We start from the raw sequence: 15329 nt of genomic DNA on the forward strand, positions 1-15329 counted from the left end.
CGAAGGGCACCTCCCGGCCGGGCAGGTCCACCCGGCGCACCCGCATGCGGTTCTCTGTGAGGGTCCCGGTCTTGTCCGTGCAGATCACGTCGGTGGCGCCCAGGGTCTCCACGGCCGAGAGACGGTTGATCAGCGCGTTGCGGGCCGCCATGCGCCGCACCCCCCGGGCCAGGGCGATGGTGGCCACGATGGGCAGGCCCTCGGGCACCGCGGCCACGGCCATGGCGATGGCGGTCTTGAGCATCAGGAGCCAGTCCTTGCCGCCCACCAGGCCCGCGGCGGTCACCACCACCGCCACGCCGGCGGTGCCCCCGATGAGCCGGCGGCTCAGTTGCTCCAGCCGGCGCTCCAGGGGGGTGACCTGCTCCGCCTCGGCCGTGGCCAGGGACGCCACCCGGCCCAGCTGGGTCTCCATCCCGGTGGCGAAGGCGATCCCGGCCCCGGAGCCGGCGGTGAGGGCCGTGCCCTTGTGGCAGAGGCAGTCCCGCTCCGCCAGGGGGGCGTCCGGTGCCACAGGCTCCACCTGTTTCTGCCGGGGCACCGACTCCCCGGTGAGGGAGGCCTCGTCCACCTGCAGGTTGTTGGCCTCCACCAGCCGCAGATCCGCGGGCACCAGGTCGCCGGCCTCCAGGAGGACGAGGTCGCCGGGCACCACCTCTTCGTCGTCCACCTCGTGGATCGACCCACCCCGGCGCACCCGGGCCCGGGTCTTCCCCAACTCGCGCAGGGCCTCCATGGAGCGGGTGGCCTTGAGCTCGGTGCCGAAGCCGATGGCCGCATTGATGAGGAGGGCCACGCCGATGGCCAGGCCCTCCAGCCAGTTGCCGAACAGGACCGAGACCAGGGAGGCGGCCGCCAGGAGCAGGACCATCAGGCTGCGGAACTGGTCGAAAAGGATGGCCCACAGGCTTCGGCGCGGGGCCTCTTCGAGGCGGTTGGGGCCGAAGCGGCGCAGGCGTTCCCGGGCCTCGGACTGCGCCAGGCCCTGCGCAGGATCGACCCCGAGGCCCTGCGCCGTCTCCCCGGCGGCACGGGACCAGGGACGCTCTGGGGCGCGGACCTCGCCCCGGGAGCGTTCGCGGGAAGCTTCGGCGGCCGTGCTCATGATCCCAGGAGCTCCCGAAACCGGTAATCGCCGAGGAGCTCCACGCCCCGCTTCCGGGCCTCGTCGCGCAAGCCCCGGCGGAAGCGGCCCTGCCCGTAGACGACCCCCACCGAGAGACCGTCGAACTTGGGCTCCAGGGAGAGCTCGCCCAGGGGCGTGAGATTGGTGTCGGGGTTCTTCTCGAGGTCCATGGCAGGTCTCGCAGGTCTGAGTTGCCCATGACCTTCGATTACCCCGAGGGATGAAACGGCAGGGCGGGCGGTTCCCGCGTAGCGGGGTTCGCCCGCCGGTTTGGCGGGGCAAGCCCCGCGGCTACGCCTCTCTCGGAGCTGTCGAGGTCAGCCGAGTTTCTTCATAGCGGGCGGCCGGGTCAGCCGTGTGCGACGGCCCGTGTCTATCGCTCCAGCAGCTTGCGCAGCTCCTCCCAGGGGCGGGTGTTGAGCACGTCCCCGGCCTCCAGCCACCCCCGCCGGGCCTGCCACACCCCGAAGCGCATGTGGTCCAGGTCCGCCAGGCAGTGGGCATCGGTGGAGATCGCTACCTTCACCCCCAGCTCCTTGGCCAACTTACAGTGCACGTCGTCCAGGTCGAGGCGCTCGGGGTGGGCGTTCACCTCCAGGAAGCAGCCCCGCTCGGCGGCGCCCCGGATCACCCGCTCCAGGTCGACCTCGTAGGGGTCCCGTTGGCCCAGGAGGCGGCCGGTGGGGTGGGCCAGGATGTGGAAGAGGGGATGGTCCATGGCCCGCAGAATGCGCTCGGTCTGCTGCTCGCGCGAGAGGTTCGTGTCATAGTGCACGGAGCATACGGTCAGGTCCAGGCGGGCCAGGATCTCGTCGGGGAGGTCCAGGGAGCCGTCCTTCAGGATGTCCACCTCGATGGACTTCAGGACCCGAAAGCCCTCGAGTTTCTCGTTCAGCTCATCGATCCGGTCGATCTCGTCGGCCAGCCGGTCCGCGTCGTACCCCCTGACCATGGCCACCCGCTTCGAGTGGTTGGTGATGGCGAGGTACCCGTGCCCCTTCTCTCGAGCGGCCTCCGCCATCTCCTCCAGGGTGGAGCGCCCGTCGGTCTCCGCGGTGTGGGCGTGGAGGTCGCCCCGGATGTCCGCCAGGGTCACGAGCTCCGGGAGCCCCCCTTCCCGGGCCGCGTCGAGCTCGCCCCGGTCCTCCCGGAGCTCGGGCTCGATGTAGGGCAGACCCACCTGCCCGTAGACCTCCTCCTCGGTCTTGCCGGCGATGCGGTCGTCGCCCCGGAACACCCCGTACTCGTTGACCTTGAGCCCCTTGCTCTGCCCCAGCTTGCGCACGGCGATGTTGTGCGCCTTGGAGCCCGTGAAGTAGTGGAGCGCCGCTCCGTAGCTCACCCGGCCCACCGCCCGCAGGTCCACTTGCAGGCCGGAGCGCAGGGTCACGGTCGAGCGCGTCTTGCCCCGGGAGACGACCTCGTCCACTTCGTCGTAGCGGACGAAGCGCTCCATGACGTCCTTCGCCCCGCCCCGCCCGCAGGTGACCAGGATGTCGAGGTCGCCGACGGTCTGACAGTGGCGCCGGAAGCTCCCGGCCACGGCGATCTCCTTCACGCCTCGGGCCGTTTCCAGGTACGAGACCAGGGCGCGGGCCGCGCCCTCGGCTTCGTCCAAGCGCGTGCGTTTCTTCCGCTCCTCGACCTTCTCCAGCTCCGACAGGATCCTTTGCTCGGTCTTTGGGCCGAAGCCGTCGAGCTCGCGGACCCGCTTCGCCTCCGCCGCCTTTCTCAGTCCCTGGCGGCCGGTGACGCCCAGCTCCCGGTACAGGGTCCGTACTCGCTTGGGTCCCAGGCCCTGAACCTCCAAGAGCTCCCCCAGAGCGGGCGGCGTGCGGGCCTTGGCCTCCTCGAGCTGGGGGAACGTCCCGGTCTCCACGATCTCGCGGATCTTGCCCGCCAGGTCCTTGCCGATGCCCGGCAGCCCGGTCAGGGACCTTCCCTGCTCCAGCAGCTCGAAGACCTCCTGGGAGAGGCCCTCCATGGTCCGGGCGGCGTTCCGGTATGCCCAGACGCGGAACGGGTTGGCTCCCTCGATCTCCAGCAGGTCGGCCACCTGCTGGAGGGCTTTGGCGATCTCGGGGTTGTGCACGGGCATGGGAAGCTCCGCCGGTGGACGTGTCTCCCGCCCGGCGGGAGTGTCGGCCCTTCCCACGGTACTCCTCCGGACCGGGGATACCAGGGCCGGAACCGGAAACGACCGTGCAATTCTTCGATCCGTATGGTCCAAAATGACACCGGCATCTGGCGTGGCCGCCGGGTGAGGGTAGCCTCGAACCCGGCAGGCCCATGAGCGCCGCCCGCTCTCTGCGGTATTTTCTCCGCGTTCCGAGCGGATGGAGGGAACCGACGGTGGCGGAGGACCAGGAGAGGTGGGGCACGGTGGTTTCGGTCCGCAGCGGGGTGGTGGACGCCCACTTTCCCTCCGGCTCGCCCCGGGTCAACGACCTCCTCCTGGCGGGGGAGAAGGGAGAGGTCGTCGTGGAGACGGCGCTCCACCTGGGAGAGGGCAGGGTGAGGGGGGTCGCCCTGACCCCGACGCAGGGCCTCGGCCGGGGCGGCCGCATCCGCAACACGGGCTCCCCGCTGGAGGTGCCGGTGGGCCGGGAGGTCCTGGGCCGGATGTTCAACGTGTTCGGCGAGACCATCGACCGCGGGCCCGACCTCTCGTCTCCGGAGCGACGGCCCGTGCACGGAAGGAGGGTGCCCCTCACGGAGCGATCCACCCGATCGGAGGTCTTCCAGACCGGCATCAAGGTGCTGGACGTGCTGGTGCCCCTCGAGCGGGGCGGGAAGGCCGGCCTGTTCGGGGGCGCCGGCGTGGGGAAGACGGTGCTGATCACCGAGCTCATCCACAACATGGTGGGTCGTCACGGCGGAGTGTCGCTGTTCTGCGGGATCGGGGAGCGGTGCCGGGAGGGCGAGGAGCTCTACCGGGAGATGAAGGAGGCCGGCGTCCTGGAGAACACGGTGATGGTCTTCGGCCAGATGAACGAGTCCCCGGGAGCCCGGTTCCGCGTCGGCCACGCCGCCCTCACCATGGCGGAGCACTTCCGGGACGACCAGGGACAGGACGTGCTCCTGCTGATCGACAACATATTCCGGTTCATCCAGGCGGGGATGGAGATCTCGGGACTCCTGGGCATGCTTCCCTCCCGCTTGGGGTATCAGTCCACCCTGGGAACCGAGTTGGCCGAGATCCAGGAGCGGATCACCAACACGCGAAAGGGGGCGGTCACCTCCATCCAGGCGGTCTACGTGCCTGCCGACGACTTCACCGACCCTGCCGCGGTCCACACCTTCTCCCACCTCTCGGCCTCCATCGTGCTCAGCCGGAAGAGGGCGAGCCAGGGGCTGTATCCCGCGGTGGACCCCCTGGAGTCGAGCTCCAAGATGCTCAACCCCGGGGTGGTCGGCGCGCGTCACTACGGCACCGCCCAGGCGATCCGCAGCACCCTGGCCACCTACGAGGATCTGAAGGACATCATCGCCATGCTGGGAATGGAGGAGCTCTCCCGGGAGGACCGGAAGACCGTGCAGCGGGCCCGCAGGCTGGAACGCTACCTGACCCAGCCCTTCTTCACCACCGAGGCCTTCACCGGGATGGAGGGCCGGGCCGTGGGCCTGGAGGAGGCACTGGAGGGGTGTGAGCGCATCCTGGGCGACGAGTTTTCCGAGGTTCCGGAGAAGGCCCTGTACATGATCGGAGCCGTGGGCGAAGCCCGGCGGGGTGCGGGCGGAGGAGGCGGGTGAGGCTCAAGGTGCTCACCCCCACCGCGGTCGTCCTCGACCGGGAGGTGGGCAGCGTGGTCGCGGAAGGCACGGAGGGATCCTTCGGTCTCAAGCCCCGACACGCGGACTACGTCTCGGCGCTGGTGCCCGGGCTCCTGTACTTCGAGGAGGAGGGCGAGGCAGCCCAGGGCCGCTACCTCGCCGTGGACCGCGGGGTGCTGGTCAAGCGGGGCGAGGAAGTCCTGGTCTCGGTTCGCAGTGCGACCTCCGGGGCACTGGAAGAGCTCGTCCGCACCGTTCACACCCGCTTCCTCCAGATGGACGAGCAGGAGCGAGAGGTGCGGGGGGCCCTGGCCCGGCTGGAGTCGGACTTCATCCGGCGGTTCGTGGATCTGAGTGGGAGCCGTGCTCCTGGGAGAGGCGAGGGGCCTGAGGCCGGGGGACGAGGTGCGGCGCACGGGGCGGGTCCTCGACGTTCCGGTGGGGAGGAACCTGGTGGGTCGGGTCCTCGACCCCACGGGGCGGCCCCGGGACGACCGGGGCCCCATCCGGTTCCGGGAGCGGAGGCCCGCAGAGAGGCCGGCCCCGGCCATCATGGATCGGGCACCCGTGTCCGTTCCCCTGATGACCGGGCTGAAGGCGGTGGACGCCCTGATCCCCATCGGCCGGGGGCAACGGGAGCTGATTCTCGGGGATCGCCAGACGGGGAAGACCGCCGTCGCGGTGGACACCATCCTCAACCAGAAGGGCAAGGACGTGCTCTGCTTGTATTGCGCGATCGGGCAGCGCTCGTCGAGCGTCGCGCGGGTGATCGCCCAGCTCCGCGAGCACGGGGCCCTGGACTACACCACCGTCGTGGTGGTGGAAGGCGACGAGCCGCCGGGGCTCCAGTACGTGGCCCCCTACGCCGCCACGACCATGGCCGAGTACTTCATGGAGCAGGGCAGCGACGTGCTGGTGGTCTTCGACGACCTCACCCAGCACGCCCGCGCCTACCGGGAGCTCTCCCTGCTGCTGCGCCGGCCACCGGGCCGAGAGGCCTTCCCGGGAGACATCTTCTACATCCACTCTCGACTGCTGGAGCGCGCCACCCATCTGAGGGAGGGCCTGGGGGGCGGCTCCCTCACGGCCCTGCCCATCATCGAGACCGAGGCTCAGAACCTCTCGGCGTACATCCCCACCAACCTCATCTCCATCACGGACGGCCAGCTCTACCTGTCTCCGGAGCTGTTCCGCAAGGGGATCCTCCCGGCCGTGGACGTGGGGAAATCCGTGTCCCGGGTGGGAGGGAAGACCCAATACCCGGCGTTCCGGGCCGTGGCCGGGGATCTGCGCCTGTCCTACTCCCAGTTCGAGGAGCTCGAGGCCTTCAGCCGGTTCGGCACCCGCCTGGACGAGGACACCCGAGCGACCCTTCGACGGGGGGCGAAGGTGCGCGCCACCCTGAAGCAGGCCCAGTTCTCGCCCCTGCCGGCGGCCGATCAGGTGGCGGTCCTCCACGCCGTGAACCGCGGGGTCTTCGACGAGATCGAAGACGATCGGATCCCCGAGGCGGAGAAGGAAGTGCGAAGGACCCTGGAAGACCTCCCCGACCTGGCCGCGAGGATCCAGGCGGGGAAGAAGCTGACCGGGGAAGACCTGGAGGCCTTGGAGGAGGGCGCCCGAAAGGCGGTGGCGCGCCTGGGGGTCGCCGGGCAGGGGGAAGGTTAGAAGGACGGATCCGCCATGGATACCCTTCGAGAGCTGAGCCGGAAGAGGAAGAGCGCCGAGGACCTCCACTCGGTGGTCCGGACCATGAAGTCCCTGGCTGCGGTGAGCATCCGGCAGTTCGAGGAGGCGGCCCGGTCCCTGGAAGACTACTACCGGGCCGTGGAGTTGGGGCTGCGGGCAGCCCTCCTCTTCCGCCCCCTGGGGGGCCGAGTCGCCGAGCCCTGGGATTCGGTGCTGCTGCTCTTCGGCTCGGACCAGGGGATGGCCGGCCAGTTCAACGACCTCCTCGTGGAGTACGCCGCGCGGTCCCTGCAGGAGCGGGGGCCGCCGCTCGGGTCGAGCCGGTTCTGGGTGGCCGGGGCCAAGGCCGCCGGGGGCGTCGAGGAGCGCTTCGGGGGTGCAGAGAGGCTCTTTTCTCTCCCTCCTTCCGCCCAGGCGATCGCCCACGCCGTACAGGAAGTGGTGCTGCAGTTCGAGCGCCGCCGCCGGGAGCGGGGAGAGGCCGGGCTGGTGGTGTTCTTCAATACGCCCACGTCGGGCGCTTCCTATCGTCAGGAACGCCTGGATCTCCTGCCCCCCGACCGAAGGTGGCTCGAGCGCCTCGGGGCCGGCACGTGGCCGGCCCACTGCCTTCCCACCTACCGGGCGCCGTGGGAGGACCTGTTCTCGGCGCTCATCGGGGAGTATCTCTTCGTCGCCCTTTTCCGGGCCTTCGCCGCCTCCCTGGCCGCGGAGAACGCGGCGCGCCTGGCCTCGATGGAGAGGGCGGAAAAGAACATCCGGGAAAAGCGGGAGGAGCTCACGGCACGGCACCATTCGCTGCGGCAGCAGACGTCCACCGAGGAGCTCTTCGACGTGATCTCCGGCTTCGAGGCGTTGACCTCGGGGCCGGGGAGAGGATGACGCCGTGACCCAGCCGGGTACCGAGCTCGCCTTCCTGGTCCTCCTGGCAGGACTGCTCATCGTGGCCTCCCAGGGGTTGCGGGCCGGCCTGGAGCGGGCCCGCGTGCCGCCCCTGGTGGGGTTCCTGTCCATGGGCGTCCTGGCCCGGGTCGCCGCGCGTGCGTGACGGGGATCCGGACCCCGACCGACGTGCGCGTCCTCCGGCAGGCCTTCGGGCCCCGCGCGCTCGTGGTCTACGTCCTGGCGCCGGACCCCCGGGAGCGCTTCGACCGGGTTCGGGGGGCGGGACGGTCTGCGTCTGCACCCGACACCCAAGGCCCGGCGAGGAGGGAGAGACGCTGGACCGGGCGATCCTATTCCTTACCCATTCGGTTCAAAAGGTACCGGATGACTTGCACGAGAGGGTGGGATTTGTAGGCTTGAACTGTGGGTATGAGTCCCATGGGGCATACGAGGGGGGTGTCTCGGGACCGAGGCCTGCGGAGGGCGGAGTCATGGCCGATCCAGCCTACGAATTCGTCAGCGTGTGCGCGTGGTGCGGGATCGAGTTGACCCGCCGGCGGGTCTTCGACCGACCCGAGGGGGTATCCCACGGAGTGTGCCCCTCGTGCTGCCAGACAATCCTGGCGGCCCGTCATCGGGCCATCCACGGAAAGGCAACGGAGCGGCGACGTGGCCCCTTGAACTGACAGGGTGAGTCGCCGGCCTCCTCACAGGCGCTGCGGGAAGGCGCGATCACCGGGGCGGTGGCCGATCGGCCGGGGCGGCTGGACCAGGCGCGGGGGGGGACCCTGGTGCTGGACACGGTGGGCACCGGCGGCACCCTGGAGGCGGTGGCCCAGCTCCTGGTGGAGCGGAAGGGCATCCAGGAACTCCACGTCGGAGTGACCCACTGCCTGGGCCTGCCCCAGGCGCAGGAGCGGCTGGAGGCGCTGCACCGGGCCGGGACCCTGGCTCGGGTGGTGATCACCAACAGCGTCCCCCAGACCCCGGAGTTCCTCGCCTCGCCCTACGTGCACACCCTCGACGTCGCGGAGGAGCTGGCCGGAGCGGTCGCGGCCATCCACGGGGCCTGGGGGTCAGGGCCGCCCTGACCGAAGAGAAGTCGACTCCCCCGGCCCGCTGCTCGCGCCCGCCGCCTGGCATCCGGCTCGGCCCACACGAACGGAGGCAGCCATGGCCCAACCCGGCTCCCCTCTGGCGCTGCTCACCGACCTCTACGAGCTGACCATGGCCCAGGCGTACTGGGAGGAGCAGATGTTCGCCCCCGCCACGTTCAGCCTGTTCATTCGGGACTATCCCGCGGATCGGGGTTACTTCGTGGCCGCCGGCCTGGAGGCGGTCCTCGACTACCTGGAGTCGTTTCGCTTCGGGGGCGAGGAGCTCGACTGCCTGGCCTCCACCGGCACGTTCTCGGCGGACTTCCTCCACTTCCTCTCCGGGGTGCGCTTCCAGGGGGAGGTCTGGGCCCTGCCGGAGGGGCGTCCCTTCTTCGTGGACGAGCCGATCCTGGAGGTGACCGGCCCGATCATCGAGGCCCAGGTAGTGGAGACCTACGTCCAGTACGACGGCCAGCCGGCGGCGCGGCCACCCGGGGGATCACCGCCGTGCACGGGACCGACGGTGACCTGGCTCTCGAGCTCGAGTCCCGCTCACGCCGACTCCCGGCCCGCGAATGAAAAAGAGCCCCGTCGCCAGGAGGACTGACGCCGGGGCGAGGGGGACGTCGCAGAAGCGGCTCCGGGCAAGGCCCTACGGCGCGGGTCTGTGCCGGGGGCGTCGTGGGAGGAGCCTCGGGCCTCCTACTTCTTCGCGGACTTCGTGCTCAGGACCGGGTAGAACTGGGTGAACACCCAGTCGTGGGCCGCCCCGGCCTGGTGGCAGGCGTTGCACGCCGCGGTGGGCTGGGCCGGCGCCGAGGCGACGCCGGCGTCGCCCAGGTTGAAGTAGGCCCAGTTGCCGGGCTCGTTCGGGAAGCGCGCCGAGTCCTTTGCCGCGGCCGCGAGCCCCACGAAGTCCCCCGGGAAGTACCCCTTCCCGCTCGAGGCTTCCCGGGCGCCCACGGCGAAGAGCTCCTTCACCAGGATCGTGCCGTCCGGGAAGGCGCCCGTGCGCTTGTACTCCCGGTAGCCCGCGGGGTCGATGTAGACGTGGTGGAACTCGGAGAACGCCGCCTTCCCCCCGTTGAGCTCGTTCGGCGTCACCGGCGCGCCCACGAAGACCCAGCGCCGGAACCCCTTGGGCCGGAGGAGCTCTCCCTGGTCGCTGAACTGGGCGTAGGGCTTCCCCCTGTCTTCCCCCGCGGAGGAGGCCTCCGCCGCGAGCCCCAGGACCACCATGGTTCCTGCCGCCAGAAGGGCGGGCACCAAACTGCGTCGTCGTTTCATCACTCTTACCCTTCGTCCTGTGCAACGCGTCGTCATCTCGCGCGGGTCGGTACCTCCTCTCGGCCCGGCACCCCTCGGCAGGTGCCGGCGTGCGACCTCTCCCGCGGGCTCCGGTCGTCTCGCGGGGATACTAGCGCGCGGTCGAGGGAGGGCTAGCCCGGGAGCTCGGAATGAACCGAGTGGCCAAGAGAATGATCCCGTCGTCCAGGGCAAGGGGGGAGACGGGAGGGGCGCCGCCCGGTTCTCCGCACGCCGGCCGGAGGGCCTACGGTGCCTTCTTCTCGGGCCTTCCGTGTGGCATACTTCGCTCGCCTGCCCGCCGAAACGAGAGAGCCGGGTGCGGCCGAACGGCCGGAGCGAACCCGAGCGCCGGAGGACCTTCCCCATGCCCTCAGACCCCCAGACTCTCCTTCGGGAGGTGCGCACCCTCCTGGGGGAGGTGGGCGCGGCGGCGGAAAGGCCGCCCGGGTCCCGCGCCTCGGCGCTGCGCCGCGCTGCAGACGAGCTGCTCCGGGCGGCCGCGGCCTGCGAGGACGACGTGGGGCTGGACCCGACCGGGATGGGCGGTTCCCCGCGGCCCGGCTCCGCGACGGCAAACCCCGGGCCAGGGGACGACCGTCCTCCGGGGGAGGCCCTCCTCGCGGGCCCGAGGGTCGTGGCGGAGCGCCGCCTCCAGGACGACGCGGCCCTCCGGGCGGCCGTCGTCGAGCGCGCCGCCGAGGGGATCTGCGTCTGCCACGGGGTCGAGGCCTTCCCGTACGTGCGCTTCACGGTCTGGAATCCGCGGATGGAGGAGCTCACGGGCTGCACGTTGGAGGAGATCAACCGGCTGGGGTGGTACCAGTCGCTCTATCCCGATCCCGAGGTGAGGCAGCGCGCAGTCGACCGCATGGCCCGGATGCGCGAGGGCGACGACATCCGCGGCGAGGAGTGGACGATCACCCGGCGGGACGGGACCCGGCGGGTGGTGAGCATCTCCACCTCGGTCGTGGGGGCGGAGGGGGGCGAGGTCCACGTCCTCGCGGTGATCCTCGACGTCACGGAGCGCAAGCGGGCCGAGGAGCGCGCGCGAAGAGAGCACGCCGAGACCACCCTGGCCAACCGGATCCTCCGCGCCTTCCTGGAACACGAGGGAGACGAGCCGTTCGACCGGGCGCTGGCCGCCGTCCAGGAGGCGATGGGGAGCGAGTTCGGCGTCTTCGGGTACATCCCCGAGCCGGGGCACCTCCTGTGCCCGAGCCTCTCGAAGATGCTCGACGAGTGCGAGATCGAGGGCAAGTGCATCCACTACCCGCCCGAGAAGTGGAAGGGCCTCTGGGCACGGGCCCTCAGGGAGAAGCGCTCTTTCTTCGTCAACGAGGCCCCGCCGGTCCCGCCGGGTCACCCGATCATCCACAACAACCTGGCCACGCCCATTCTCTTCCAGGGGGAGGCCATCGGGCTGCTCAACCTGGCCAACAGGGAAGGCGGCTACGGCGAGGAGGACCGCGAGCTCCTCGACGCCATCGCCGCCCGCACCGCACCGGTGCTCTGCGCCTGGATTCAGCGCACGCTCCGTGAGGAGGAGCGCCGGCGGGCGGAAGCCGCCCTGCGCGAGAGCGAGGAGCGATTTCGCACCATGGCCGACGGCCTGCCGCTGATGGTCTGGGTTCACGACGCGGAGGGGGGCCAGCAGCTGGTCAACCGCACCTTCTGCGAGTTCTTCGGCGCCGCCCGGGAGACGAAGGGGGGGCGCTGGCAGATGCTCGTGCACCCCGACGACGCCGATGCCTACACCGCGAAGTTCCTGGCCTGCACCCAGGATCGCGCCCCCTTCCACGCCGAGGCGCGGGTCCGGAGGGCCGACGGGCAGTGGCGCTGGGTCGAGTCCTGGGGGCGGCCGCGGTTCACCCCGGCCGGGGTGTTCCTGGGGTTCGTCGGTACCAGCGCGGACGTCACCGAGCGCAGGCAGGCGGAAGAGGCGCTGCGGGAGAGCGAGTCCTTCTACCGCCAGACGCTGGAGTCGATGCCGGGCATGGTGTTCACCACCCGGCCGGACGGCTACTGCGACTACCAGAGCCAGCAGTGGGTCGACTTCACCGGCGTCCCGATGGAAGAGCACCTCGGCGAGGGGTGGAGCCGGCTGCTCCACCCGGAGGACACGCCCCGGGCGCTGGCCGCCTGGCGCGACGCGGTGGCGGAGCGCGGGCCCTACGACCTCGAGTACCGGGTTCGGCGGAGCGACGGGGTCTACGAGTGGTTCAAAGTGCACGCCCGCCCGATCCGCAACCAGGCTGGGGAGATCATGCGCTGGTTCGGCACCGCCGTGAACATCGACGGCCTGGTCCGGGCGACCGAGGCGCTCCGGGAGAGCCGGGAGCGCTTCCGCCTCCTCTCCCACACGGCGGAGCGGCTCCTGGCGTCGGCCGACCCCCAGACCGTGGTGGAGGCGCTCTGCCGCGAGGTGATGGAGCACCTGGACTGCCAGGCGTTCTTCCACTTTCTGGTGGACGAGCCCGCGGGCCGGCTGCGACTGAACGCGTGGGCCGGAGTTCCCCAGGAGGAGGCGCGCAGGATCGAGTGGCTCGATTACGGCGTCGCGGTCTGCGGGTGCGCGGCCCGGGACGGGGAGCGGATCATCGTGGAAGACATCGGCAACACCCCGGACCCGCGGGCCGACCTGGTGCGGTCCTACGGCATCCGGGCCTACTGCTGCCACCCGCTCTTCGCGCAAGGCCGGCTCATCGGCACGCTCTCCTTCGGCACCAAGACCCGCCCCTGGTTCAACGACGACGAGATCGAGCTGATGCGGACCGTGGCCGACCAGGTCGCCACGGCGATGGAGCGGATCCGGGGCCAGGAGAAGCTTCGCCAGGCGATGCAGGACGCCGAGGCGGCGAACCGGGCGAAGAGCGAGTTCCTGGCACGGATGAGCCACGAGATCCGGACTCCGATGAACGGGGTGCTGGGAATGATGGAGCTCGCCCTCCTGGACGGGGTGCCGCCCAAGCCCGCAGAGCATCTGGCCCTGGCCAAGCGGTCGGCGAAGGATCTCCTCGAGATCATCAACGACATCCTGGACCTCTCCCGGATCGAGGCGGGTCGGGTCGAGCTCGCCTCCGCGCCTTTCGCCGTGGGGCGCGTCGTGGAGTCGGTGGTCTCCACCCTCGCTGTGTCGGCGCGGCAGAAGGGGGTACGCCTCGTCCATGGCGTCGACCCCGGGGTCCCGGGGGTCTTGGTCGGTGACGAGGGGAGGCTCCGACAGGTGCTCACCAACCTGGTGGGCAATGCGGTGAAGTTCACGGAACACGGCTGGGTGGAGGTGACCGTGAGGCCCGGTCCGACGGGTCGGACCGGGCCGACAGGTCGGACGACCCTTCGCTTCACGGTCCGGGACACCGGCATCGGCATCCCGCCCGAGAACCTGGGCTCGATCTTCGAGAGCTTCTCCCAAGCGACGCGCTCCACCCACGCCAAGTACGGCGGGACCGGGCTTGGGCTGTCGATCGCCAAGCACCTGGTGGAGCTCATGGGGGGCGAGATCCGGGTCGAGAGCGAGCCGGCGAAGGGGAGCTGCTTCTCCTTCACCGCCGAGCTCGGCATCGCGGAAGGGGCGAGGCCCGCGGTCGAGGGCGGTGGGACGGCAGCGAGCCCTCCTGGCGTGCGCCCTCTGCGCATCCTCCTCGCCGAGGACAACCCGGTCAACCAGCTCGTCGCCCGCGGCCTCCTCGAGGCCCAGGGCCACCGCGTCACGGTGGCGTCCACGGGCGCCGAGGCCCTCGAAGCGCTGGCCCGCGAGCCCTTCGACCTGGTGCTCATGGACGTCCAGATGCCCGAGATGGACGGGCCGGAGGCGACCCGCCGCATCCGGAGCGGAGTCGTCCCCGGGCTTTCCCCGGACGTGCCCATCGTCGCGCTCACCGCCCACGCCCTGGAAGGCGACCGGGAGCGCTTCCTAGCGGCCGGGATGGACGACTACCTCGGCAAGCCCTTCACCGCGGAGAACCTCTCCGCCACCGTGGCCCGATGGGCCCAGGGACGGGCGTAGGCCCGAGCGGGCACCGCGAGACGGCCAGGACCCCGGAGAGGTCGGAGCCGCACGTGGCGGGAGGGAAGCGACGGATTCGGAAGCCGGGTGCGGGAGCGAACGGGCAAGGACGGCGCGGAAGGCCCCGTCTTCGGGGGGCGGGCGCTGCCCCTACGGCGGGAGCTTGCGGGCGGCCACCCGCTGGAGGACGGCGCCGAGCTCCGGGAACTCCAGGGGCTTGGAGAGGTAGTCGTCCATGCCGGCCGCGAGAAAGCGCTCCCGGTCCCCGTGGATGGCGTGCGCCGTGAGGGCGACCACGGGGGTGCGGCCGCCCCGGGTGGCCTCCAGCTCGCGCAGGCGGCGCACGGCCTCGACGCCGTCCAACCGAGGCATCCGCACGTCCATCAGCACCACGTCGAAGGCTTCGCGATCCAAGGTGGCCAGGGCTTCCCGGCCGTCGCCGACGGCGGTCACCCGGTGCCCCATCTTCTCCAGATACGCCTTTGCCACCGCCCGGCTCACCGCGTCGTCCTCGGCCAGGAGCACGTGCAGGCCCGCGGCGGGCGCCGCCGGTTTCGGTCGGTGCAAGTCAGGCCGGGGCGCCTCGGGCGGGTCGAAGGCCGCGGTGAAGGCCAAGGTACTGCCTTCGCCGGGGCAGCTCTCCACCCCGATCTCCCCGCCCATGAGCGCCACGAGCTGCTTGGCGATGGCGAGCCCGAGGCCCGTGCCCCCGTACTGGGCGTGGGCGCTGTGGGCCTGGGAGAAGCTCTCGAAGATGGTGCCCAGGTGCTCCGGGCCGATGCCGATGCCGGTGTCGCGCACAGCGAAGCACAGGCGCGGTCCCTTGCCGTCCCGGGCGGGCTCGGCCAGGGAGACCGAGAGCTCGACCTCGCCCCGCTCGGTGAACTTCACGGCGTTGCCCAGGAGGTTGGTCAGCACCTGGCGCAGCCGGCCCCGGTCGCCGCGGACGCGGTCCGGCACCCCCTCATCGACGCGCTCGCGCAGGGTGAGGCACTTGTCGCCGACCGCCTTGTGGAAGGTGGCCAGGAGCGAGCCCAGCTCCTCGCGCAGGCAGAAGTCCGCGGGGCGCAGGGTCACCTTTCCCGACTCCACCTTGGCCAGGTCCAGAATGTCGTTGATCAGGGCGAGGAGCTGCCGGGCGCAGTCCTGGACCACCCCCAGATACTCCCGGACCCGGGGCGGCGGGTCCTCCATCAGGGCCAGCTCGGTCATGCCCAGGATGCCGTTCATGGGGGTGCGGATCTCGTGGGACATCCGGGCCAGGAAATCGCTCTTCGCGCGGGTGGCGGCTTCGGCCTCGTCCCTGGCCGCCCGGAGCGCGACCGCACTCTCCTCCTGGCGCTGGAGGTGGTCGCGGATCTCCTATTGCCGCCGTCGGGCCCGCAGCGCGGGGGGCACCGCGCGGGCCAGGGGGGGGAGTGCCCCCGGCCGCGCGACCCAGGGG

At 71.0% G+C, this 15329-nt stretch carries 12 protein-coding genes and 2 pseudogenes; 9 read left to right on the plus strand and 5 right to left on the minus strand.

Going from position 1 to position 15329, the window contains the following annotated elements; translation table 11 throughout:
* The 3 genes from AB1578_15195 to polX form a co-directional block, all read right to left on the minus strand.
* The coding region (locus AB1578_15195) for an HAD-IC family P-type ATPase (GenBank protein ID MEW6489250.1) at positions 1-1105 on the minus strand (1105 nt) is incomplete at its 3' end.
* Entirely contained in the window at positions 1102-1296 is a 195-nt protein-coding gene (locus AB1578_15200) for a hypothetical protein (protein ID MEW6489251.1), read from the minus strand. The genes AB1578_15195 and AB1578_15200, both read right to left, overlap by 4 nt.
* A 203-nt stretch (positions 1297-1499) precedes the next feature.
* The gene (gene polX, locus AB1578_15205) at positions 1500-3224 is read right to left on the minus strand and encodes a DNA polymerase/3'-5' exonuclease PolX (GenBank protein ID MEW6489252.1); all 1725 of its coding nucleotides are present in this window, start codon (positions 3222-3224) and stop codon (positions 1500-1502) included.
* 254 nt (positions 3225-3478) lie between these two features.
* On the opposite strand from polX, the gene atpD reads away from it, so the two are divergent.
* The 7 genes and pseudogenes from atpD to AB1578_15240 all read left to right on the plus strand — a co-directional run bounded on the left by atpD (position 3479) and on the right by AB1578_15240 (position 9178).
* The gene (gene atpD / locus AB1578_15210) at positions 3479-4879 is read left to right on the plus strand and encodes a F0F1 ATP synthase subunit beta (GenBank protein MEW6489253.1); all 1401 of its coding nucleotides are present in this window, start codon (positions 3479-3481) and stop codon (positions 4877-4879) included.
* Positions 4880-4887: 8 nt separating this feature from the next.
* A pseudogene (locus tag AB1578_15215) lies at positions 4888-5232 on the plus strand (F0F1 ATP synthase subunit epsilon).
* A gap of 22 nt (positions 5233-5254) precedes the next feature.
* Positions 5255-6568: pseudogene (locus AB1578_15220) on the plus strand (alternate F1F0 ATPase, F1 subunit alpha).
* A gap of 15 nt (positions 6569-6583) precedes the next feature.
* Positions 6584-7471 (plus strand): F0F1 ATP synthase subunit gamma, encoded by an 888-nt coding sequence (locus tag AB1578_15225; protein MEW6489254.1) that lies wholly within the window; start codon positions 6584-6586, stop codon positions 7469-7471.
* 4 nt (positions 7472-7475) lie between these two features.
* Positions 7476-7637: a hypothetical protein gene (locus tag AB1578_15230; GenBank protein MEW6489255.1), complete on the plus strand. Its 162-nt coding sequence runs from the start codon at positions 7476-7478 to the stop codon at positions 7635-7637.
* Between the two features lie 568 nt (positions 7638-8205).
* A complete protein-coding gene (locus tag AB1578_15235; GenBank protein MEW6489256.1) occupies positions 8206-8565 on the plus strand; it encodes a hypothetical protein in 360 nt (119 codons plus the stop codon).
* Positions 8566-8647: 82 nt separating this feature from the next.
* Positions 8648-9178, plus strand: a complete 531-nt coding sequence (locus AB1578_15240) for a hypothetical protein (protein MEW6489257.1) — start codon at positions 8648-8650, stop codon at positions 9176-9178.
* 95 nt (positions 9179-9273) lie between these two features.
* Here the strand turns inward: AB1578_15240 and AB1578_15245 are convergent, their stop codons facing one another.
* Complete coding sequence (locus AB1578_15245) at positions 9274-9858, minus strand: cytochrome P460 family protein (GenBank protein MEW6489258.1); 585 nt, start codon at positions 9856-9858, stop codon at positions 9274-9276.
* 385 nt (positions 9859-10243) lie between these two features.
* Between AB1578_15245 and AB1578_15250 the strand changes: the two genes are divergently transcribed.
* Positions 10244-13885, plus strand: a complete 3642-nt coding sequence (locus AB1578_15250; GenBank protein ID MEW6489259.1) for a PAS domain S-box protein — start codon at positions 10244-10246, stop codon at positions 13883-13885.
* A 150-nt stretch (positions 13886-14035) separates the two neighbouring features.
* On the opposite strand, the gene AB1578_15255 is transcribed toward AB1578_15250, so the two are convergent.
* The gene (locus AB1578_15255; protein ID MEW6489260.1) at positions 14036-15115 is read right to left on the minus strand and encodes an ATP-binding protein; all 1080 of its coding nucleotides are present in this window, start codon (positions 15113-15115) and stop codon (positions 14036-14038) included.
* On the opposite strand from AB1578_15255, the gene AB1578_15260 reads away from it, so the two are divergent.
* The coding region (locus AB1578_15260; GenBank protein MEW6489261.1) for a hypothetical protein at positions 15114-15329 on the plus strand (216 nt) is incomplete at its 3' end. The two genes, AB1578_15255 and AB1578_15260, sit on opposite strands and share 2 nt — an antisense overlap.

This window comes from Thermodesulfobacteriota bacterium, assembly GCA_040756475.1.
Taxonomy (GTDB): domain Bacteria; phylum Desulfobacterota; class Deferrisomatia; order Deferrisomatales; family JACRMM01; genus JBFLZB01.

Bases quoted from the DNA above. Each gene is read 5' to 3' on its own strand.
- AB1578_15255 (MEW6489260.1), bottom strand. From the start codon at position 15,115: ATGAACGGCATCCTGGGCATGACCGAGCTGGCCCTGATGGAGGACCCG.
- AB1578_15240 (MEW6489257.1), top strand. From the start codon at position 8,648: ATGGCCCAACCCGGCTCCCCTCTGGCGCTGCTCACCGACCTCTACGAG.
- AB1578_15225 (MEW6489254.1), top strand. From the start codon at position 6,584: ATGGATACCCTTCGAGAGCTGAGCCGGAAGAGGAAGAGCGCCGAGGAC.
- AB1578_15245 (MEW6489258.1), bottom strand. From the start codon at position 9,858: ATGAAACGACGACGCAGTTTGGTGCCCGCCCTTCTGGCGGCAGGAACC.
- polX (MEW6489252.1), bottom strand. From the start codon at position 3,224: ATGCCCGTGCACAACCCCGAGATCGCCAAAGCCCTCCAGCAGGTGGCC.
- AB1578_15250 (MEW6489259.1), top strand. From the start codon at position 10,244: ATGCCCTCAGACCCCCAGACTCTCCTTCGGGAGGTGCGCACCCTCCTG.
- AB1578_15200 (MEW6489251.1), bottom strand. From the start codon at position 1,296: ATGGACCTCGAGAAGAACCCCGACACCAATCTCACGCCCCTGGGCGAG.